At 70.0% G+C, this 19,700-nt stretch carries 20 protein-coding genes; 7 read left to right on the top strand and 13 right to left on the bottom strand.

All coding sequences use genetic code 11. The features are described 5' to 3' along the window. Positions 1 to 45: 45 nt before the first annotated feature. The 6 genes from D3869_RS33150 to uraD form a co-directional block, all read right to left on the bottom strand. Complete coding sequence (locus D3869_RS33150; protein ID WP_172428592.1) at positions 46 to 213, bottom strand: hypothetical protein; 168 nt, start codon at positions 211 to 213, stop codon at positions 46 to 48. Continuing rightward, positions 210 to 1,463, bottom strand: a complete 1,254-nt coding sequence (gene glf, locus D3869_RS19810) for a UDP-galactopyranose mutase (RefSeq protein ID WP_137141557.1) — start codon at positions 1,461 to 1,463, stop codon at positions 210 to 212. Before glf ends, D3869_RS33150 begins: the two co-directional genes overlap by 4 nt. A 157-nt stretch (positions 1,464 to 1,620) precedes the next feature. Next, positions 1,621 to 2,664, bottom strand: coding sequence for a GMP reductase (locus tag D3869_RS19805; RefSeq protein WP_137141556.1), 1,044 nt, complete (start codon positions 2,662 to 2,664; stop codon positions 1,621 to 1,623). A 126-nt stretch (positions 2,665 to 2,790) separates the two neighbouring features. Next, positions 2,791 to 4,023 (bottom strand): M20/M25/M40 family metallo-hydrolase, encoded by a 1,233-nt coding sequence (locus D3869_RS19800; protein WP_137141555.1) that lies wholly within the window; start codon positions 4,021 to 4,023, stop codon positions 2,791 to 2,793. Next, positions 4,020 to 5,261, bottom strand: a complete 1,242-nt coding sequence (locus D3869_RS19795) for an allantoate amidohydrolase (RefSeq protein WP_137141554.1) — start codon at positions 5,259 to 5,261, stop codon at positions 4,020 to 4,022. The genes D3869_RS19800 and D3869_RS19795 overlap by 4 nt, the downstream gene beginning before the upstream one ends. Beyond that, positions 5,258 to 5,767 carry a 2-oxo-4-hydroxy-4-carboxy-5-ureidoimidazoline decarboxylase gene (uraD, locus tag D3869_RS19790; RefSeq protein ID WP_247895800.1) on the bottom strand — a complete coding sequence of 170 codons (510 nt, stop codon included), beginning with the start codon at positions 5,765 to 5,767 and terminating at the stop codon, positions 5,258 to 5,260. Before uraD ends, D3869_RS19795 begins: the two co-directional genes overlap by 4 nt. Positions 5,768 to 5,962: 195 nt before the next feature. Between uraD and uraH the strand changes: the two genes are divergently transcribed. Next, entirely contained in the window at positions 5,963 to 6,325 is a 363-nt protein-coding gene (uraH, locus tag D3869_RS19785; protein ID WP_137141552.1) for a hydroxyisourate hydrolase, read from the top strand. Here the strand turns inward: uraH and D3869_RS19780 are convergent. Then, positions 6,310 to 7,497, bottom strand: a complete 1,188-nt coding sequence (locus tag D3869_RS19780) for a urate hydroxylase PuuD (RefSeq protein ID WP_137141551.1) — start codon at positions 7,495 to 7,497, stop codon at positions 6,310 to 6,312. The genes uraH and D3869_RS19780 overlap by 16 nt on opposite strands. 174 nt (positions 7,498 to 7,671) lie before the next feature. Between D3869_RS19780 and D3869_RS19775 the strand changes: the two genes are divergently transcribed. From D3869_RS19775 to D3869_RS19760, 4 genes are all read left to right on the top strand, one after another. After that, the gene (locus tag D3869_RS19775; protein ID WP_137141550.1) at positions 7,672 to 8,607 is read left to right on the top strand and encodes a LysR family transcriptional regulator; all 936 of its coding nucleotides are present in this window, start codon (positions 7,672 to 7,674) and stop codon (positions 8,605 to 8,607) included. 87 nt (positions 8,608 to 8,694) lie between these two features. Continuing rightward, positions 8,695 to 9,819, top strand: a complete 1,125-nt coding sequence (locus tag D3869_RS19770) for a LacI family DNA-binding transcriptional regulator (RefSeq protein WP_137141549.1) — start codon at positions 8,695 to 8,697, stop codon at positions 9,817 to 9,819. A gap of 99 nt (positions 9,820 to 9,918) precedes the next feature. Continuing rightward, positions 9,919 to 11,778, top strand: a complete 1,860-nt coding sequence (uvrC, locus tag D3869_RS19765) for an excinuclease ABC subunit UvrC (protein ID WP_137141548.1) — start codon at positions 9,919 to 9,921, stop codon at positions 11,776 to 11,778. Between the two features lie 243 nt (positions 11,779 to 12,021). Further along, positions 12,022 to 12,252, top strand: a complete 231-nt coding sequence (locus D3869_RS19760; protein ID WP_247895799.1) for a hypothetical protein — start codon at positions 12,022 to 12,024, stop codon at positions 12,250 to 12,252. An 82-nt stretch (positions 12,253 to 12,334) separates the two neighbouring features. Here the strand turns inward: D3869_RS19760 and D3869_RS19755 are convergent, their stop codons facing one another. From D3869_RS19755 to D3869_RS19745, 3 genes are all read right to left on the bottom strand, one after another. Beyond that, positions 12,335 to 12,559 carry a hypothetical protein gene (locus D3869_RS19755; RefSeq protein ID WP_137141547.1) on the bottom strand — a complete coding sequence of 75 codons (225 nt, stop codon included), beginning with the start codon at positions 12,557 to 12,559 and terminating at the stop codon, positions 12,335 to 12,337. 47 nt (positions 12,560 to 12,606) lie between these two features. Next, positions 12,607 to 12,882 carry a hypothetical protein gene (locus tag D3869_RS19750; protein ID WP_137141546.1) on the bottom strand — a complete coding sequence of 92 codons (276 nt, stop codon included), beginning with the start codon at positions 12,880 to 12,882 and terminating at the stop codon, positions 12,607 to 12,609. A gap of 166 nt (positions 12,883 to 13,048) precedes the next feature. Further along, positions 13,049 to 13,540, bottom strand: coding sequence for a YcbK family protein (locus D3869_RS19745; protein WP_247895798.1), 492 nt, complete (start codon positions 13,538 to 13,540; stop codon positions 13,049 to 13,051). A gap of 624 nt (positions 13,541 to 14,164) precedes the next feature. On the opposite strand from D3869_RS19745, the gene D3869_RS19740 reads away from it, so the two are divergent. After that, positions 14,165 to 15,970 carry a hypothetical protein gene (locus D3869_RS19740; protein WP_247895797.1) on the top strand — a complete coding sequence of 602 codons (1,806 nt, stop codon included), beginning with the start codon at positions 14,165 to 14,167 and terminating at the stop codon, positions 15,968 to 15,970. Between the two features lie 78 nt (positions 15,971 to 16,048). Here D3869_RS19740 and D3869_RS19735 read toward each other — a convergent pair whose 3' ends face one another. Together D3869_RS19735 and D3869_RS19730 are read right to left on the bottom strand one after the other, a co-directional pair. Then, on the bottom strand, positions 16,049 to 16,231 hold the full coding sequence (locus D3869_RS19735) for a hypothetical protein (RefSeq protein WP_137141545.1): 183 nt from the start codon (positions 16,229 to 16,231) through the stop codon (positions 16,049 to 16,051). A 62-nt stretch (positions 16,232 to 16,293) separates the two neighbouring features. Beyond that, positions 16,294 to 16,479, bottom strand: a complete 186-nt coding sequence (locus D3869_RS19730) for a hypothetical protein (RefSeq protein WP_137141544.1) — start codon at positions 16,477 to 16,479, stop codon at positions 16,294 to 16,296. Between the two features lie 296 nt (positions 16,480 to 16,775). On the opposite strand from D3869_RS19730, the gene D3869_RS19725 reads away from it, so the two are divergent. Beyond that, entirely contained in the window at positions 16,776 to 18,872 is a 2,097-nt protein-coding gene (locus tag D3869_RS19725; protein ID WP_137141543.1) for a YgiQ family radical SAM protein, read from the top strand. 161 nt (positions 18,873 to 19,033) lie between these two features. Here the strand turns inward: D3869_RS19725 and D3869_RS19720 are convergent, their stop codons facing one another. Beyond that, complete coding sequence (locus D3869_RS19720) at positions 19,034 to 19,687, bottom strand: hypothetical protein (protein ID WP_137141542.1); 654 nt, start codon at positions 19,685 to 19,687, stop codon at positions 19,034 to 19,036. Positions 19,688 to 19,700: the final 13 nt, after the last annotated feature.

Below are 19,700 nucleotides of genomic sequence, written 5' to 3'. Positions count from 1 at the left end.
GGATGAGGAGGGGACGCGCTGTCCCCTCCTCCCGGAACGAGGTCGTCAGTGCCCCGTGAAGTTCCGATGCTGCACGGTGTTCTCCTCGCTCAGCCGGACCGAGGGGGCGGCGTAGGTCTCGTCGGCGGTGCGGCCCAGCGTGCCTTCCAGGATCACGCTGGCGCCGATGGCGAGGACGACCGCCGCGGCCAGGGCCATTCCGAACGCTTTCATGAGGCTTCCCTCCTGCTGTGGACCGGAGCGGACGATGGGGCGGCCGGTGGGGCGGCGCCGATCCCGGAAATGCCGCGCGCGCCCTCCGCCACGGCGCCTTCGGCCTTGGCGATGCGGGTGTAGAGCGCCAGCGCCTGCGCCACCACCTGATCCATGTTGTAGTAGCGGTAGGTCGCCAGCCGCCCGACGAAATGGACGTTCGGCGTGGCGTCGGCCAGCTCCTGGTACTTGCGGTACAAGGCCGCGTTCTCCGCGCGGGGAATCGGGTAGTAGGGGTCGCCCTCCGCCGACGGGTATTCGTAGGTCAGGCTGGTTTTCGGGTTCGTCTGGCCGGTCAGATGCTTGTATTCGGTGATGCGGGTGTGCGGCACCTCCTCGCCGGGGTAGTTCACCACGGCGACGGGCTGGAACCATTCCCGGTCCACCGTCTCGTGCCGGAAGGTCAGGGAGCGGTAGGGCAGCTTGCCGAAACGGTACTCGAAATACTCGTCCACCGGCCCGGTGAAGATCAGGTTGCGGTAGCGCGCGTCGCGCACCACGTCGCGGAAATCGGCGCCCAGGCGGATGGTGATGTTCGGGTGGTCGAGCATGTTCTCGAACATCCGCGTGTAGCCGTGCAGCGGCATGTTCTGAAAGCTGTCGCCGAAATAGCGGTCGTCGTCGTTGGTCCGCGTCGGCACGCGGGCGGTCACCGCCTTGTCGAGCTGCGACGGGTCGAGGCCCCATTGCTTGCGGGTGTAGCCGCGGAAGAACTTCTCGTACAGCTCCCGCCCAACCGCGCCGACCACCACGTCCTCGGAGGTGCGGACGTCGGCGACCGGTTCCGCCCGGCTCTTGAGGAACTCCGCCACGCCGGCCTCGTCGAGCTTCAGCCCGTAGAGCTGGTTGACCGTCGTCCGGTTGATCGGGATCGGGACGAGCTGCCCGTCGACATGGGCGAGCACCCGGTGCTCGTAGGGGCGCCACTGGGTGAAGCGGGACAGATAGTCCGCCACCGGCTGCGAATTGGTGTGGAAGATGTGCGGGCCGTAGCGATGGATCAGCACGCCCGCGTCATCGTGATGGTCGTAGGCGTTGCCGCCGATGTGCGGGCGCCGGTCGATCAGCAGCACCCGCTTGTTCAGCCCCGCCGCCAGCCGTTCCGCCAGCACGCTGCCGGCGAAGCCCGCCCCGACGATCAGATAATCGAAGACCGCCGGCCCGTCCGTCCGCCCCACATACGCCGGAGCGGCCCCATCGAAATCACGCATAAGCTCTGCCTTCCTCGTCCTGCCAAAAGGCGGACAAGGGGGGCACGCCGTCCGGCGCCCCACCCGTCCGCACATCCTGCGAACGGTGGAACCCGCCGGTGGTTCCGGGCGAAGGCGGTCGAGAAGGAGGTACCGTTGCAGGGTACCTCCCCTGGCATCACCCCCCGAAGACGGTGTTGAGCTGCGCGCCGACGCGGACGAAGGTGGTCCGCTTCGACACCTCTTTCAGCTTGGTGGCGCCGATGTAGGTCATCATGCTGCGCACGCCGCCCATGATCTCCTGCATCGTGCCGTCGATCGGTCCACGGTAGGGGACCTCCACGGTCTTGCCCTCCGACGCGCGGTAGGAGGCGACGCCGCCCGCGTACTTGTGCATCGCCGTGTCGGACGACATGCCGTAGAAGGTCATCGCCACCGGCACCTTCTGCCCGTCGCGCTCCTCGTAGCGGATGTCGCCCTCGCACTCGTCGTGGCCGGCCAGCATGCCGCCGAGCATCACGAAGTCCGCACCGGCGCCGTAGGCCTTGGAGATGTCGCCCGGCACCGTGCAGCCGCCGTCGCCGCAGACCTGCCCCTTCAAGCCGTGGGCGGCGTCGGCGCATTCGATGATGGCGGAGAGCTGCGGGTAGCCGACGCCGGTCATCTTGCGCGTCGTGCAGACCGATCCCGGCCCGATGCCGACCTTGATGATGTCGGCCCCGGCGAGCAGCAGCGCCTCGGTCATGTCGCCGGTCACCACGTTGCCGGCCATGATGACCATGTCCGGGTTCTCCGTCCGCAACCGGCCGATGACGCGCACGAAGCGCTCCGTGTAGCCGTTGGCGACGTCCAGGCAGAGCTTGGCCACCGGGGCCTTGGCCTTCACCGCCTGGAACTTGTCGTAGTCGGCCTCGGTCGTGCCCAGCGAGTAGAAGACGTTGGCCGTGTCCTCGTCGCGGAAGAAGGAGATGAGGGACTCCGCCGGGTAGTGCTTGTGCAGCGCGGTCATGGCGCCGAAGCGCGACAGGGCGCGGGCGACGGCCATGGTGCCGACCACGTCCATGTTGGCCGCGATCAGCGGGAAGCCCGTCCATTCCAGCCCGCTGTGGACGAAGCGGAAGGTCCGCTCGATGTCCACGTCGTTGCGGCTTTCCAGGGTGCTGCGCTTCGGGCGGATCAGCACGTCCTTGAAGTCCAGCTTCAGATCGTTCTCGATGATCACCGGCGGGTCGTCCTTAATGTTGTGGGGGCGGGCCGTTGCCCCCTCCCCGGCCCTCCCCCGCTTCGCAGGGGAGGGAGAATAAAGTCCCCTCCCCTGCGGCAGCGGGGGAGGGTTAGGGTGGGGGCCTCACCCCTCGCCCAGCAACTCCAACAGCGACAGCGCCACAACCTCCGTCGCCTTGAACAGGTCGGACAGCGGCAGGCGCTCGTCGGCGCGGTGGGCGTTGGCCTCCTCGATGGTGTGAGGGCCGGCGCCGAACAGGGCGATGGGCACGCCCGCGTCGGAGTAATGGCGCGCGTCGGTGTAGAGCGGCACGCCCTTGGTCTCCACCGGCTCGCCCATCACGCGGCTGGCGTGGGCGCAGAGGACGGCGGCCAGCCGGTCGGTGCCGGGCAGCGGGGTCAGCGGGCGGGCCAGCAGGACGCGGCGGACCTCGACGCGGGCCTTCGGGAAAGCCGTGGCCGCCTCGGCGATGACCGCGCGCAACGTCTCCTCCACCGCCTCCGGCGCCTCCTCCGGGATCATGCGGCGGTCGAGGCGCAGGGTCACGCGGTCCGGGACGACGTTGGTGTTGATGCCGCCCTTGATCAGCCCGACCGTCAACTGCGGCGAGCCGATGCCCCCCACCGCCGACACGGTCTCGGCATAGCCCTTGCGGTGCTCGTAGAGCGCGGCGAGGATCGCCGTCGTCGCCTCCAGCGCGTCGATGCCGGTCATCGGCAGGGCGGCGTGGGCGGACCTGCCGGTGACCTCGACCTCCAGATGCAGGCAGCCGTTGTGGGCGGTGACGACGCCGTAGCTGAAGCCCGCGGCGATGGCGACGTCCGGCCTGCTCAGCCCCTCGTCGAGCAGCCATTTCGGCCCGATCTCGCCGCCGGCCTCCTCGTCGTAGGTGAGGTGCAGCTCCACCGTGCCGCGGTCCAGCCCGGCCTTTTCCAGCGCCAGCAGCGCGTAGGTGTAGGTGACGAAGTCCGACTTCGAGACGGCGACGCCGCGCCCGTACATCCAGCCGTCCACCACCTCCGCCCCGTAGGGGTCGCGGGTCCAGCCTTCGCCCGGCGGCACCACGTCGCCATGGGCGTTCAGCGCCACCGTCGGCCCGTCGCCGAAGCGGCGGCGCACGATCAGGTTGGTGGCGGAGATCATGCCGTTGGCCCGCACCAGCTCCGCCGGGACCGGGTGGCGCTCCACCGTCAGGCCCATGCCCTCCAGAAGCACGGCGGCCCGCTCGGCGTGGGGAGCGCAGTCGCCGGCCGGGTTGTCGGAGGGCACCTTGACCAGTTCGGCCAGGAAGCGGACCTGCGCGTCGCGGGTCTGCTCCAGGAACGCGTGGATGGCCTGTTTGGCGGCGTCGGTCATGCTGTCGGGGTCTCGTGCTCGAAGTGGCGGATGATGTCCAGGAGGATCCGCACCGAGAGGTCGGCGTCCTCCGCGGTGATGGATTCGGCGGGGTTGTGGCTGATGCCGCCCGCACAGCGGACGAACAGCATGCCCATCGGCAGCACGCCGGCGAAGGCCATGGCGTCGTGCCCGGCGCCGCTGGGCAGCGACAGGGGACGCACGCCGGCGCGGACCACGGCGGCCTCGATCTGCCGCCGGATGCCGGGGGAGCAGGGGGCGGCCGCCGCGTCGTGGGTGGTCTCCACCGCCAGTTCCACGCCGCGGCGGGCGGCGATGCCCTCGAAGTCGGCGAGGATGACGGCGCAGGCGTCCCGCCGCACGGCGTCCTCCGGCGCGCGGACATCAAGGGTGAAGGCGGCCTCGCCGGGGATGACGTTGACGGCGCCCGGCTTCGCCTCGATCCGGCCCACCGTCGCCACCAGCCCGGCGTCCGAGGCGGCGGCCACCCGCTCCGCCGCCAGCGTCATCTCGGCGGCGGCGGCCAGCGCGTCGCGGCGCAGCGCCATGGGCACCGTGCCGGCGTGGCCGGCCATGCCGCGCAGCCGGACGGCGAAGCGCGTGGCGCCGTTGATGGCCGTGACGATGCCGACCGGCAACCCTTCGGCCTCCAGCACCGGCCCCTGTTCGATGTGGACCTCCAGAAAGGCCAGCGCCTCCCCCGGCTTGCGGGCCGCCGTGGCGATGGCCTCGGGGTCGCCGCCGAAGGCGCGCAGCGCGTCGGCCATGCGCACGCCGTCGCGGTCGCGCATCTCCAGCGCCGCCGGGTCGAAGCGACCCGCGATGGCGCGGCTGCCGGTCAGCGTCACGGGAAAGCGCACCCCCTCCTCGTCGCCGAAGCCCAGCACCTCGATGGCGAAGGGCAGGCGCTCGCCGCGCCGGTCCAGTTCCGCCACCGCGGCGACGGCGGCGAGCACGCCCAGGTTCCCGTCATACCGGCCGGCGTTGCGCACCGTGTCGATGTGGGAGCCGATCAGCAGGGCCGGCGCGCCCGGCACGGTCCCCTCGTAACGGCCGACCACCGTGCCCGCCGGGTCCAGCCGGGCGTTCATCCCGGCCTTGCCCATCAGTTCCATCAGCCAGTCCGCGGCGGCGCGGTGCTGTGGGGTCAGGAACAGGCGGGTCAGCAGCCCCGGCTCCTCCGTGAAGCCGGCGAAGGCGTCCAGCCGCGCCATCAGGTCCGCGCCGAAGCCGGTCATGGCTCGATGTCCTTGGGCAGCAAATCCTTGAGGCGCAGCCAGGTGATGCGCTCGACCTGGGCCAGCGCCGTGGCGAACTCCTCCTCCGGGCCGTTGGACAGGCGGGTTTCGAACGCCTCCAGGATGTCGGCGCGGCTGCGGCCCTTGACCGCCAGGATGAAGGGGAAGCCGAAGCGCGCCTTGTAGGCGTCGTTCAATTCGGTGAAGCGGGCGAACTCCTCGGGCGTGCAGCGGTCCAGCCCGGCGCTGGCCTGCTCCGCCGTGCTGTCGGCGGTCAGCTCGCCGCGCAGCGCCAGACGGCCCGCCAGATCGGGATGGGCGTTCAGCAGCGCCAGCTTCCGGTCATGGCCGGCGGCGCGCAGGACGGCGACCATGGCGGCGTGCAAGCCCTCCGCATCGTCGGGGAGGTTTCCCCCTTGATTGCCGGCATCCCAGGCGCCTTCGGCGACCCAGGGCGAATGTTCGAACACGCCGCCGAATCGGGCGACGAAACTTGCACGGTCCATCTCGCTCGGTCGCATCCCGGCCTTCCCTGATCGGTCCCCTGCCCCGCAGCATAACCGCAATCGCCGAGGTCCGCTTTTTCGATCCGTTTGAAAGTCTTTTTGCGCAGGCCCCGTTCGGACCGCGCGGCGGTGCGGTGTAAAGTCGCTTATCCCTTCTCCGCAGGGGGGCGAGGGGATTCACGAGAGGAGAGACCCATGTCCGGAAGCGGGCGCCTGACCACCCATGTTCTCGACACGACGCACGGACGGCCCGGCGCCGGGATTGCCGTCACCCTCTACCGCATCGACGGGGAGCGGCGGGAGCGGCTGATGCAGACCCGCACCAACGCCGACGGGCGCTGCGACTCGCCGCTCCTCGCCGGGGCCGACCTGACGCCGGGCGTCTATGAGCTGGTGTTCGAGGCCGGCGCCTATTTCCGCGCCTCCGGCCTGGAGATCGTCGAACCCGCCTTCCTCGACGTGGTGCCGATCCGCTTCGGTGTCGCCAACGCGGACCAGCATTACCATGTGCCGCTGCTCGTCTCCCCCTACAGCTACTCCACCTACCGGGGAAGCTGATCGGTCCAGGCGGCGAGCAGGCGGCGCTCCTCCGGCGTGATCCCGGTGACGTTGCCGGGGGGCATCGCGTCGGACAGCGCCGCCCAGACGCGGATCTGGGGCGCGTGGCGGCTGATCGCCTCCGCGCTGTCCAGCGTCACGCCGCGCGGCGGCGCGCCGATCCCCTCCCACACCGGCTGAGCCGCGTGGCACATGGAGCAGCGGGACAGCACCACCTCCTCCACCTGCGCGAACTCCACCTTGGCCGGCGCGGCGGCGCTCTCGGTCCGCGTGCCGGCGGCGCTCAGGCCCACGATGACGGCGACGCCCGCGGCGGCCACCGCCCAGGTCCACCAGGGCGTCGGCTTGCCGGCGTGGCGGCTGTTGAAGAAGTGGCGGATCACCGCCCCCACCACCAGCACCACCGCCACGATCACCCAGCTGTAGCGCGTGCCGAAGGCCAGCGGGTAGTGGTTGGAGATCATCAGGAAGACGACCGGCAGCGTCAGGTAATTGTTGTGCAGCGACCGCTGCTTGGCCTGCTTGCCCAGCGCCGGGTCGGGCACCTGGCCGGCCTTCATGGCGGCCACCGCCTTGGTCTGGTTGGGGATGATGATGCGGAAGACGTTGGCCGACATCATCGTGCCGATCAGCGCGCCGACATGCAGCATCGCCGCCCGCCCGCTGAAGAGGTGGCTGAGGCCCCAGGCGACCAGCACCAGGAAGACGAAGCCCGCCGCCGCCAGCTTCACGTCGTCCTTGCCCAATGGCGACTTGCACAGCCGGTCATAGCCGTGCCAGCCCAGCCCCAGGGCGCCCAGGCTGAGCAGCACCGCCCCCCACCAGGGGATGTCCAACACCGCCGGGTCGATCATGTAGAGCGCGGCGCCGTGGTAGTAGAGCACCGACAGCAGCGCGAAGCCGCTGAGCCAGGTGGCGTAGGCTTCCCATTTGAACCAGGTCAGCTTCTCCGGCAGCTCCGGCGGGGCGACCGTGTATTTCATCATGTTGTAGAAGCCGCCGCCGTGGACCTGCCACGCCTCCCCCGCCACCCCATCGGGCAGGCCGTCGCGCCGCCGCAGGGACAGGTCGAGGTGGATGAAATAGAAGCTCGACCCGATCCAGGCGATGGCCGTGATGACGTGCAGCCAGCGCACCAGAAAGTTGACCCACTCCCAGACGATCGGCTCCATGCGTCGCGGCCTCTTCCGTTCGGTGATCCTCACCCTGAACTCTACGGTTGCCGCAGCGCAGCGGGGAAGCGGATGCGTGCGCCAGCACTTTCAAAAAAAACGGAAAGGTGGGAGGATTCTTCCCTCTTATCCCCTCGCCCCCAGGGGGAGAAGGAAAATCAGGAAAGACAAGGCGTGGCGCTGCTGGAGAACATGCGGGTGTTCGTGCGGGTGGTGGAGCTGGGCAGCCTGTCCGCCGCCGGGCGCAGCCTGCGCCTGTCGCCCGCCGTGGTCAGCCACCGGCTGCAAAGCCTGGAGGAGCATCTGAACGCCCGCCTGCTCAACCGCACCACCCGGCAGGTGCAGTTCACCGAGGCCGGAAAGGTCTTCTTTGAACATTGCCTGGAGGTTCTGGAGGCGGCGGAACGGGCGGAGAGCAGCGTCGGCGCCATCGGCGGGGCGCCGGTGGGCAGTCTGCGGGTGACCGCGCCGCTGGGTTTCGGGAGGCGCATCCTGGCCCCGATGGTGCCGCGCTTCCACGCCGCCTACCCCCAGGTGGATTTGCGGCTGCGCCTGTCCGACCATCTGCTGGACCTGCTGCGCGAGGCGACCGACGTCGCCATCCGCATGGCGCCGCTGAAGGATTCCAGCTTCGTCGCGCGCAAGATCGCCGACCTGCCACGGGTGCTCTGCGCCGCGCCGTCCTATCTGGAGCGGCGGGGCGTGCCGGCCCGGCCGGAGGATCTGCTGTCCCACCATTGCCTGCTGCTGCGCTTTCCGGGCTCGCAGCAGTTCCAGTGGACGCTGAACACCCCACAAGGCCCGATGACCCTGCCGGTGTCCGGCCAGTTCGACGCCGACGACGGCGACGTGCTGACCGGCTGGGCGCTGGCCGGGGCAGGGATCGTGCTGAAGCCGCTGTGGGAGGTGGCCGACCATCTGCGCCACGGGGAACTGCGCGTCGTCCTGCCGCACTGCCCGCCGGAGCCGGTGACGCTCGCCGTGCTCTACCCCCACCGCAACCTGCTGCCCGCGAAGATCCGCGTCTTCATCGACTTCTTCGCGGAGCAGGCGCGCGCCGCCCTGGCGGATACGGACATGGCTGGAGCGGAACCGAATGCCGCGCCCTGACCGTTCCCGCTTTTCCCCCGCTTTTCCAACGGCGTGCTATGATGCCGCCACGCCGCGCGGCGGGGTTCGCCGCAGGGAAGGACGAGAATGACCGCACAGCCGCCCGCCAAGCCGATCCCGCCGAAGCCCGCCAAGCCCATCCGCAAGAAAACCCGCCGCGCCACCCAGCGGCTGACCATGACGGACGTGGCCAACGCCGCCGGCGTGTCGCCCAGCACCGTCTCGCTCTATCTGCGCAAGCCGGAGGCGGTGTCGGAGGAGTTGGCGACCCGCGTGCGGACGGTGATCGACCAGCTCGGCTACGTGCCCAACCTCGTGGCGGGCAGCCTCGCCGCGGCGAAGAGCCGGACGGTGGGGGTGATCCTGCCCTCCATCACCAACTCCTTCTTCGCGGAAACCTACAACACGCTGCAAAGCGCCTTCCAGACCGCCCATTACCAGACGCTGCTGGGCGTCAGCGAGTTCGATCCGGAGCGGGAGGAGGAGCTGATCCGCGCCTTCCTCGCCTGGTCGCCCGCCGCGGTGGTGGTCACCGGCCTGCACCACACCGAGCGGACGCGCGCCATGCTGCGCTCCTCCGGCGTGCCGGTGGTGGAGATGTGGGACATCCCCTCCGCCCAGACCCCGGCGGTGGACATGACGGTCGGCTTCTCCCACTTCGAGGTCGGGCGGCGGCAGGCCAGCCACCTCTACGACCAGGGCAGCCGCAAGGTCGCCTACATCGGCGCCGCCGTGCACCAGGACATGCGCGTGCGCAGCCGCACCGACGGCTATGAGGACGAGGTGCGCCGTCGCGGCCTGCACGAGCCGATCGCCTTCACCGCCCCCGACACCGCCTCCACCCCCGTCGGCATCTGGCTGATCGACGAGGTGTTCGCGCTGCATCCGGACATCGACGGGGTGGTCTGCTCCAACGACGCCATGGCGCTGGGCGTGCTGTTCGAGGCGAACCGGCGCGGGCTGAGCGTGCCCGACGATCTGGCGGTGATCGGCTTCGGCGACCTGACCTTCAGCGCCGCCTGCCTGCCGCCGCTGTCCACCGTGCGCCCGCCGCAGCGCGAGATCGGCGAGCTGGCCGCCGGCCAGATCCTGGCCCGGCTGAACGGCACGACGGTGGCCCAGCCGCACCATGGGCTGGATTGCGAACTGGTGGTCCGCGACAGCACCCGCCCCGACGCCGATGCGGGCGTGGAGCGGCAAAGGGCGGGGTGAGGCTTGCCCTGACGGACAGGGCTGACGATTGTCCCTTGTCCATGGTTCGTTCCCCTGCTTCCTTCCGCTCCATCGTGGTTAACACACCGGAATAGAGCGATGGCCGGCTTGGCTGTAGATGGCGTTGCGGTGATCCGCTCCACCCTGCCGACGCTGCCGGACACGCCCGGCGTCTATCGGATGATCGGGGCGGACGGTCGCATCCTGTATGTCGGCAAGGCGAAGAATCTGAAACGCCGGGTGGCCAGCTACACCCGGACGGACGGGCTGCCCAACCGCACCCGCCGCATGGTGGCGCTGACCCGCTCCATGGAGTTCGTCACCACCCACACCGAGGCGGAGGCCCTCCTGCTGGAGGCGAACCTGATCCGCCGTCTGCTGCCGCCCTTCAACGTGCTGGTGAAGGACGACCGGTCCTTTTCCTACATCGCGCTCGGCCAGGGTCACGAGTTCCCACGCCTGATGCACCATCGCGGCAGCGCCGACCGGCATGGCAAGAAGCGCGACCTGTTCGGCCCCTACGCCTCCCCCGCCCTCGTCGGCATGACCATCGGGGCGTTGCAGCGCGCCTTTCTGCTGCGCAACTGCGACGACGCCACCTTCACATCGCGCACGCGGCCCTGCCTCCAGCACCAGATCAAGCGCTGCTCCGCCCCCTGCGTCGGCCGGGTCACGGCGGAGGACTACGCCGCCCAGATGCAGGGCGTGCGCGACGTGCTGTCCGGACGCAGCGCGGCCATCCAGGCGGAGTTCGCCCGCCACATGATGGACTGCTCCGACCGGCTGGCCTACGAGGACGCCGCCCGCTGGCGCGACCGCATCCGCGCCCTGACCGCCCTGCAGAGCCGCCAGGACATCAATCTGGAAGGTGTGCTGGAGGACGCCGACGTGCTGGCCGTCCACGCCGAGGGCGGGACCGCCTGCGTCCAGGCCTTCTTCTTCCGCGGCGGGCGCAACCAGGGCACCCGCGTCTTCTTCCCCCGGCACGACGGAGAGGAGGAGCCGGCTGCGATCCTCGCCGCCTTCGCCGCCCAGCTCTACGAAGGGACGCCGCCGCCCCGCCACCTTCTGCTCAGCCACGCCATCGCGGAGCGCGCCCTGCTGGCCGAGGCGCTGACGATCGCCGCCGGGCGGCGGGTGGAGGTGGAGGTGCCCCAGCGCGGTCCCAAGCGCCGCGTCGTCGAACACGCCCTGACCAACGCGCGCGAAGCGCACGGCCGCCGCATGGCCGAACGCTCCGCCCAGGGCAAGCTGCTGGCCGGGGTGGCGCGCGTCTTCGGGCTGCCGAAAACACCGGCCCGTATCGAAATCTACGACAATTCGCACATCCAGGGGGCCTTCCCCGTCGGCGCCATGGTGGTCGCCGGGCCGGAGGGCATCCAGCGCAACGCCGGACGCCGCTTCCACATCAAGGATCCCGACGCGGCCGGCGACGACTACGCGATGCTGCGCGAGGTGCTGACCCGCCGTTTCGGCCGCGCGCTGCGCGAGGACCCGCAGCGCAGCGGCGGTCAGTGGCCCGATCTGGTGCTGATCGACGGGGGCTTGGGTCAGTTGAACACCGCCCGCGCGGTTCTGGACGGGCTGGGCATCACGGGCGTGCCGCTGGCCGCCATCGCCAAGGGTCCGGACCGCGACGCCGGCCGCGAGCGCTTCTTCCTGCCGGACCGCGAGCCCTTCCGGCTGGAGCCCAACGACCCGGTGCTCTACTTCCTGCAACGGCTGCGCGACGAGGCCCACCGGACGGCCATCGACGCCCACCGCACCCGCCGCCTGAAGGCGATGGACCACACCCGCATCGACGGCATCCCCGGCGTCGGCCCGTCGCGCAAGAAGGCCCTGCTGCATCATTTCGGCAGTTCCACCGCGGTGGCCTCGGCCGGGCTGAAGGATCTGGAGGCCACCCCCGGCATCAGCGCGGCGCTGGCCCGGCGGGTGTTCGAGCATTTTCATGGGTGAGCCGCTGGCCCCCTCCCTAACCCTCCCCCGCTTCGCAGGGGAGGGGACTGAATTTCCCTCTCCTGCGAAGCGGGGGAGGGAAGGGGCCCGCGGCGAAGCCGTGGGAAGGGTGGGGGCAACCGCAGCCCGGATTATTCCAAGGACACCGATGCAGCCGCTGCTCATCAGTCCTGCGTTTGCACGGTTCTTGGTTAGTGCTTCCTTAACCCGACGGGATCATGGTCCGCCCACCGCAAACAGAGCATGCACGCAGGGCGCCTGACCATGGGCCAGAAGACCATCAAGTTGTCCGACAAGAACGGCTACCGCGACGTCGAACTCGACAGCCTGCCGCGCAACGTGCGCGCCGCCGTCACCGACATGGCCGCCAAGAACCCCGTCGCCAGCATCATCGTCGACCAGACGGGCATGCTGTACCGGATTCACCTGACCGAGCCGGCGAACGTCTATCTGGACGTGCTCTCGGTCGCCTGAACCGCGGCACATCCCCTGACGAAACGGCGGCGCACCCGATGCGCCGCCGTTTCCATTTCAGCGTGCCGTTACAGGCGTTCCGTCACTCCGGCAGGACGGAGACGGTGCGGTCCAGGGCATCGCGCGGAACCGTCGAGCCGAAACCGGACAGGATCGCGCGGGCATGCCCCGGCGCCAGACCGGTCATCCGGGCCAGATCGCCGGCGTCCAGACCCTGCTGTTCGGCGGCGTGGCGGATGCGGGTGATGGCGTCGCGTTTCTCCGAGCGGTCCATGGCGCTGCTCCGTTTGCGGACGTGATGGGGCATGCGGTCCTCCTGTGCCGGCGGGCAGGGAGAGGCGGGTCTGCGGCTCCTCAGTGCGGGCGGCCTTCCAGGCGGCGCAACGCGCGGTCGAGCGTGCTCACGGGCATCATGAACACGGTGCCGCCGAGAACCGCCCGGACATCCTCGATGTCCAGGCCGGTGGCGGCCGCCACGCCACGCTCGTCCAGGCCGCGGTCTTCGGCGATCACGGCGATCCAGCCCGCCAGCGTGCGGGCCTGGGCCATCCGGGCCGGGTCCGCCAACGGGTGACGGCGCGCCGACAAGCTGCGGCCCCGGGGGTCCGCAAGGTCGGTTGGGGTTAGCATGGGCTCCTCCCAAAGAGCATTGGCCTGATCGTATGGCCTTCTTTTTCGGGCTATGGTGCGCTTCCTCCGTCCTGCGCACAATCCATCCATCGGCGTAATGCCCTTCGCCCGATGCTCCCTGGCAAAAGGTTCTGCGACGAAAAGTCCCGATTCCGTGCCGCCACGCTCAGGCACCCATCCAGCGCCGCGTCGGCCCGGTGTCCACATGGACGAAGTTCCGCTTGGCGTAGCAGCCCGCCCCACCGTCGCCGAAGGACAGAGCGCAGCGGTAGAGGTCCACCGCGCGCCGCCCCTGCAGGCGCAGGTCGACCGCCCGCCCCTGCAAATGCAGGCTGCCTGTCGCCGCCCCCTTCACACGGCGGTTGGTTTCCTGGGAGCGGAAGGCCGACAGCACCTCGAACGGATGCTGGCTGTCCAACTTCTCCTGCATCTCCGACAGACGGTTCAGCAGGGCGAGATCGATGCGGTGGCAATCGTCGCTGCGATGGTCGCGCAGCACCCAGTCGATGCGGGCCATCGCCTCCGCCACCGGGCGTCCCTCCGCCCAATAGACGCCGTCAAAGCTTTCCCCCGTCAGGCAGTTGTAGATCCGCAGGGTGCGCTCCGGCGCCGGTTCCCACGCCGCGGCGCTGCGGCTGTTGCAGACGCCGACCGCCACGGCGGCCCCCAGTCCGAAAATGCCGCGGCGCGTCAGCGCGCCTGTGGCGGATTGGTTTGTGCGGGATTTTGAGGATGGCGTTTGAAGGTGGGGAGCGGGAGAGCGATGGGACGGCACGTTCAGCGACGACAGGAAAGACGGCGACAAAAAAGACATGGAACCACCAGTGCGTTGCGTTACCGAAGCCCAGAACAGGGAAAACCGGGAAATGTCGGCACGCCCTGTCGACGGCGGGGGTTGCGCGTCGGTAAGCCGGGCGTGCCGCGGGGATGGGATGGGCCTTCAGCCATCGTTCGGCCCTTCCCCGTCGAGTCCCCTGTCCGGCGGCGGGAGAACCCGTTGCCGCGCCGGGCGTTCCGCCGTGGCGGGTAGCATACGGTAGTTTACATCCCGTTCGACGGGGGTGGCGTTCACCGCCTTCGGTCGGATGGTCTCAGCCTTCGGATGAGCGCCTTACCCCAACGAACAGAGATGCGGGCGGACTTCGGGAATAGGGGCCGGCCTAAAAGCACAGTGCCGATGGACACCGGTTTTTCCCGATGAAAGAATGCCGGCAACACATCGACCCACCCCTTTTGAGAAGGATCACACGTCGTCTTTCTCAACGTTCGGGAGATGTCACGGATGACCGAGGAAACTCCGCCCGCGCAGGGGTGGGCATTGGATGACCGCGCCGTCAGGACTCAGCTTGAGCGGATTTTGACGAGCGATCATTTCGACGCGTCGGACCGCAACCGCCGCTTCCTGCGCTATGTGGTCGAGGAGTGCCTGGAGGGACGGGCGCAGCAGATCAAGGCCTACTGCATCGCCGTCAGCGTCTTCAACCGCGAGCCGAGCTTCGATCCGCAATCCGACCCCATCGTGCGGCTGGAGGCCGGACGGCTGCGCCGCAGCCTGGACCATTACTACCTGACCGCCGGCCGTGACGACCCGATCCGCATCGTCGTGCCGAAGGGTGGCTACGCCCCGCGTTTCGAGCGGCAAAACCAGGCCCCGCCCGCCGCCCTGCCTTGCCCTCACGCCGTTTCGGCGACGGAGGCGGTGCGCCGACCCTTATCCCTGCGCACCGCCGGGCTGGCGGTCGTCGTGCTGATCGCGGTCGGACTGGCCGGCCTGCTGGTCGGACGAAACCTCGCCACCCCGATCGACGTGGAGGAGGCGCTGGCCCTCGGCCCGCATCCGAACGAGGCCATTGCGGAGCCGAGCGGGATCGAGCCGGCGATGTCGGTGTCCGCCGTCCCGTCCGCGGCAGCCGATGCGTCGATGTCCATCGTCGTCGGCCCCTTCCGGACCACTGGACAGTCGGCGGAGGACGGCGCCCTTGCCGCCATGGTGACCGATGAGATCGCCGGCGGCCTCGCCAACCGGACCGACCTCCCGGTGCGGATCGACCCGCCGCTCACCGCCGCCCTGCCCCATCAGGGATTTCGCCTGTCCGGAAGCCTCCTGGGGCACGACGCGACGGTGCGTCTGGTCGTTCACCTGACCGACCTCGCCACCGGGACGGTGCTGTGGTCCACCAGCCTGGACCGCCCGGCCGGGCCGCAGGGCATGCCGACGCCGCAGGCCTTGGCGGCGGGCATCATCGAGCCGGTGACCGCTCCGCAAGGCCCGCTGCTGCCCGCCGTCACCGCGCGCCTGCGCGCCAAGCCGGCCGCCAGCCTGTCGCCGCGCGAGTGCGCCACCCTCGCCACCGGTCGGCATGAGATCCCGCCGGCCGAGCGGACCGCCCTGAGCGCTTGCCTGACCTCCGCGGCCAGCGCCCCGGCGACCAGCGCCGGCGAGGCCGCCCGCCTCTGGTCGGCGCTGTCCCTGCTGCAATCCGACGCCTACCGGGCGGAGCGGAACGATGCCGCCCTGGAGGATGCCCTGGCCGCCGCCCTGCGCGCCACCGAACTGGAGCCGGCCGCGTTGCGTCCGCTGACGGCGCTCTACACCGCCCACTGCCTGCGTGGTCAATACGCCTCCTGTTTCGCCGCCGGTCAGCGCGCCTTGCAGGCGTCGCCCGGAAACGCCCATGTGCTGGGTGATCTCGGCCTGTGGCACGTCGAAGCCGGACAGTCCGCGAAGGGCCTGCCCCTGCTGGAGCAGGCGATGGAACGCGACCCCGCGCAGCGGGAGCGGCTCCTGCCCGCCTACAGCCTCGCTCTCCAGCGCCATGGGCACCCGGACAGCACGAAGCTGGAGTTCGAGGTGACCGCCGCCGCCCCGGCCCAGGCTGCCCTGGCCATCGCCTTCCTGGAGATGGGGCGCATGGACGAGGCCAAGGCGGCGGCGACGCGGGCCCTGGCGGCGGACCCCGATTTCGCCCGCCGCGCGGCGCGGGAACAGCGCATCCAGCCCCTGCCCCCAACGCTGGACGCGGCCATCCGCAGCAGCTATGCCATGGTCGGATTGGCCGCGCCCGCAGGCGACAGCGTCACCCGGTAGCTCTCATACCCACTCATTCTCATACGGCGTCGTTCTCATACGACGTCGTATGATGAAACCGACGACGCGCTCAAGGCGTCAGCCGGTGCCCGGCTGGACGGAGCCGTCATCCTCGTCGGCCCGCCGCCGCAACTCGTCGGACGTGGTTCCGGCGGGCACGGCGTCCTGGAGCGTCCCGTCACCGGGCGTCTTGGTCTTGTCCTCCAACGGGGAGTCCTTGCCCGCGTCGGAAGGGCTGTCCGGTGTCTTCTCTTCAGCCATGGCGAACCTCCGCTTTGTTGTGGCTTCAGCAAACAACGCCCCGGGCACCCGCGGGGTCCCCGTCACGGCCGGGGTGCGCTGTCCGGAGAGTCGTCGGGGTCCGGCGCCTTATCCTTTCTGGTCTCCGCACCCGGCCCTTCAATGTTCTGGAAGCCCATCTTCTCCTCGTCGATGGCCGGGTCGGCGCGGGTGTTCTTGATGTCGAGCGGCTCGTCGCGCTGGTCGCCGTAACGCTTGTCGGTGCTCATGATCAGCTCCTGTTTGGGGGTGACGGCTTGCGTCTCCGCCCTTCCCAACAGGACGCCGGCGTGGCCGTTGCGACAGCCCCCTTGCCGACGGCGCCCCGGCTGCACACATCACGGCGTCATAATCGCGTATAAAGTTGACCCGGACAGTCAGGCAATCCTTGACCGCGCCGCGGCACTTCCGTAGGGACTCGCGCGGTGGACCATGCCGGACAAGACCGGTATGAAACCGGCACCCGACCATCAAGCACCCCGCCCCGGCCGCGCCCCGCGCACCGGCGGCCCGAACGGAGAGCGTCATGCTCAACGAAGCCACGCCCACCGTCGCCGTTCCGGCGGCGCGGGACATCTTCTCCCTCCCCCGGCACCGGACGGAGGCGCGGCGCCCGGCGCCCTTCCTGCCGATGACGCGGGCGGAGATGGACCGGCTGGGCTGGGATAGCTGCGACATCGTGGTGGTGACGGGCGACGCCTATGTGGACCATCCCAGCTTCGGCATGGCGATCATCGGGCGGCTGCTGGAGGCGCAGGGCTTCCGCGTCGGCATCATCGCCCAGCCCGACTGGAGCAGCGCGGAGCCGTTCAAGGCGCTGGGCAAGCCGAACCTGTTCTTCGGGGTGACCGGCGGCAACATGGACTCGATGGTGAACCACTACACCTCGGACCGCCGCCTGCGTCACAACGACAGCTACACCCCCAACGACGAGGGCGGCAAGCGGCCCGACCGCGCGGTGATCGTCTACAGCCAGCGCTGCCGCGAAGCCTACAAGGACGTGCCCATCGTGCTCGGCGGCATCGAGGCGAGCCTCCGCCGCATCGCCCAGTACGATCATTGGAGCGAGAAGGTCCGCCGCTCCATCCTCGTGGACTCCAAGGCCGACATCCTGTGCTACGGCAACGCCGAGCGGGCGATCATCGACGTCGCCCACCGCATCGCCGCCGGGGAGAAGGCGCGGGAGATCGACGACGTCCGCGGCACCTCCATCGTCCGCAGCCGCGTGCCGGACGGCTGGACCGTCATCGACAGCAGCAGCATCGATGAGCTGACCCCCGCCGCCCCGCGCGCCGCCGGGGCCGACCGCACGGTGGTCCGCCTGCCCTCCTTCGAGCAGGTCAGCGCCGACAAGGTGCTCTACGCCCACGCGTCGCGCGTGCTCCACCAGGAGAGCAACCCCGGCAACGCCCGCGCGCTGGTGCAGCGGCACGGCGACCGCGAGGTCTGGCTGACCACGCCGCCGATCCCGCTGACCACGGCGGAGATGGACGGGGTCTATGGCCTGCCCTACGCCCGCGCGCCCCACCCGTCCTACGGCGACGCGCGCATCCCGGCCTGGGAGATGATCCGCTTCTCGGTGAACATCATGCGCGGCTGCTTCGGCGGCTGTTCCTTCTGCTCGATCACCGAGCATGAGGGGCGCATCATCCAGAGCCGATCGGAGGGCTCGATCCTCAAGGAGATCGAGGAGATCCGCGACAAGGTGAAGGGCTTCACCGGCGTCATCTCCGACATGGGCGGGCCGACCGCCAACATGTACCGCATGGCCTGCAAGGACCCGGAGATCGAGAAGGTCTGCCGCCGCCCGTCCTGCGTCTTCCCGGACATCTGCAAGAACCTGAACACCGACCACAGCGACCTGATCCAGCTCTACCGCAAGGCGCGCGCCATCCCCGGCGTGAAGAAGATCAACATCGCCTCGGGCCTGCGCTACGACCTCGCCGTCCGCAGTCCGGAGTATGTGAAGGAGCTGGTGACCCACCATGTCGGCGGCTACCTGAAGATCGCGCCGGAGCACACCGAGCCCGGCCCGCTGTCCAAGATGATGAAGCCGGGCATCGGCACCTACGACCGCTTCAAGGAGATGTTCGAGAAGGCGGCCAAGGCGGCGGGCAAGAAGCTCTACCTGATCCCCTACTTCATCGCCGCCCACCCCGGCACCAGCGACGAGGACATGATGAACCTCGCTTTGTGGCTGAAGCGGAACGGCTTCAAGGCCGATCAGGTGCAGACCTACCTACCCTCCCCCATGGCGCTCGCCACGGCGATGTACCACAGCGACCGCAACCCGCTGCGCCCGATCCGCCGCGAGGGCTCGGAGACGGTGTTCTCGGCCAAGGGGCTGAAGCAGCGCCGCCTGCACAAGGCCTTCCTGCGCTACCACGACCCGGAGAACTGGCCGGTGCTGCGCGACGCGCTGAAGGCGATGGGCCGCAGCGACCTGATCGGGCCGGGCGAGCACCAGCTCGTGCCGGCCTGGCAGACGACGGGGGGGCTGGGCAAGGCGGACAAGCCCAAGGCGGATCGGCCGAAGCCGGGCAAGACCTTCTACACCCAGCAGGCGGGCAAGGGCCGCCGCACGCCGGCCAAGGCCGGCAAGCCGACGGGAAGGGCGAGGTAGCCATTCACACCCCCTCTCCGCCCCGGGAGAGGGAAGGGGCCCACGCGCCAGCGTGGGAAGGGTGAGGGTACCGGCAAGGACCAGCGCCTCGATTCCCGTACGCCCCTCACCCGCCCGCTTTCGCGGGCACCCTCTCCCGGGGCGGGAGAGGGGATAGGGGCTCAGCAGCCGTTGAGGGCCTTGATCCGTTCGATCAGGGCCAGACCGTCGCGCTCGGCCAGCGCGACCTCGGCGGCGCCGTCGCAGGCGCGGCCGTTCACATAGACGTAGTGGTAGCGCACGCGCACGGTGTCCCGGCCGACGGGCTCCGCGGCCAGCAGGCGGACGGGAACGCTCATGTTGCCGTAGAAGCGGTTCATCGACGCGATGTCGTAGGCGCCGCTGCCCCGCTTCTCGGGAATGACGTAGGTGTTGGCCCGCGCGGCGTCCGCCTGCCCCAAGGCGTCGTAGAAGGCGCGGACCGCCGCGACCCCGTCGGTCGGCTGGGGGCGCGGCGTGGGCGGATGGATTTGGGCCGGGTCAGCGCTCGCGGCGGGCTGCGGGATGGACGCAGGGTTGGCCGCGGGCTGACCCGGCCGGACCACCGTGGCCGCCGAGGACGGCTGCGGTGGAACGGGGACCGGCGGGGCAGGGGGCTGCTCCACCGTTGAAGAGGGCGCCGGAGAGGCAACGGGATTCGGCACGAGCCGCAGGGGACCGCTGGTGGCGGCCTGGGGGATGGCCGCCTGGGGCGCCGTCTGCGCGGCGGCCGCACCGGCCAGCAGACATGCCCCTGTCGCCGCCGCGAGCCCCAGACGCCTCACACGGTTGCCCATCGCACTCTCCTGT

Origin of the sequence: Azospirillum brasilense (assembly GCF_005222205.1) — a bacterium.
GTDB lineage: Bacteria > Pseudomonadota > Alphaproteobacteria > Azospirillales > Azospirillaceae > Azospirillum > Azospirillum brasilense_G.
Note: the sequence above shows the minus strand (reverse complement) of the source record. Positions and strands in the feature narration are given on the sequence as shown.

Bases quoted from the DNA above. Each gene is read 5' to 3' on its own strand.
- uraD (WP_247895800.1), bottom strand. From the start codon at position 5,767: ATGGACCGTGCAAGTTTCGTCGCCCGATTCGGCGGCGTGTTCGAACAT.
- uvrC (WP_137141548.1), top strand. From the start codon at position 9,919: ATGGCCGGCTTGGCTGTAGATGGCGTTGCGGTGATCCGCTCCACCCTG.
- D3869_RS33150 (WP_172428592.1), bottom strand. From the start codon at position 213: ATGAAAGCGTTCGGAATGGCCCTGGCCGCGGCGGTCGTCCTCGCCATC.
- D3869_RS19770 (WP_137141549.1), top strand. From the start codon at position 8,695: ATGACCGCACAGCCGCCCGCCAAGCCGATCCCGCCGAAGCCCGCCAAG.
- D3869_RS19735 (WP_137141545.1), bottom strand. From the start codon at position 16,231: ATGGCTGAAGAGAAGACACCGGACAGCCCTTCCGACGCGGGCAAGGAC.
- uraH (WP_137141552.1), top strand. From the start codon at position 5,963: ATGTCCGGAAGCGGGCGCCTGACCACCCATGTTCTCGACACGACGCAC.
- D3869_RS19795 (WP_137141554.1), bottom strand. From the start codon at position 5,261: ATGACCGGCTTCGGCGCGGACCTGATGGCGCGGCTGGACGCCTTCGCC.
- D3869_RS19750 (WP_137141546.1), bottom strand. From the start codon at position 12,882: ATGCTAACCCCAACCGACCTTGCGGACCCCCGGGGCCGCAGCTTGTCG.
- D3869_RS19780 (WP_137141551.1), bottom strand. From the start codon at position 7,497: ATGGAGCCGATCGTCTGGGAGTGGGTCAACTTTCTGGTGCGCTGGCTG.
- D3869_RS19730 (WP_137141544.1), bottom strand. From the start codon at position 16,479: ATGAGCACCGACAAGCGTTACGGCGACCAGCGCGACGAGCCGCTCGAC.
- D3869_RS19725 (WP_137141543.1), top strand. From the start codon at position 16,776: ATGCTCAACGAAGCCACGCCCACCGTCGCCGTTCCGGCGGCGCGGGAC.
- D3869_RS19760 (WP_247895799.1), top strand. From the start codon at position 12,022: ATGCACGCAGGGCGCCTGACCATGGGCCAGAAGACCATCAAGTTGTCC.
- D3869_RS19720 (WP_137141542.1), bottom strand. From the start codon at position 19,687: ATGGGCAACCGTGTGAGGCGTCTGGGGCTCGCGGCGGCGACAGGGGCA.
- D3869_RS19755 (WP_137141547.1), bottom strand. From the start codon at position 12,559: ATGCCCCATCACGTCCGCAAACGGAGCAGCGCCATGGACCGCTCGGAG.
- glf (WP_137141557.1), bottom strand. From the start codon at position 1,463: ATGCGTGATTTCGATGGGGCCGCTCCGGCGTATGTGGGGCGGACGGAC.
- D3869_RS19740 (WP_247895797.1), top strand. From the start codon at position 14,165: ATGACCGAGGAAACTCCGCCCGCGCAGGGGTGGGCATTGGATGACCGC.
- D3869_RS19800 (WP_137141555.1), bottom strand. From the start codon at position 4,023: ATGACCGACGCCGCCAAACAGGCCATCCACGCGTTCCTGGAGCAGACC.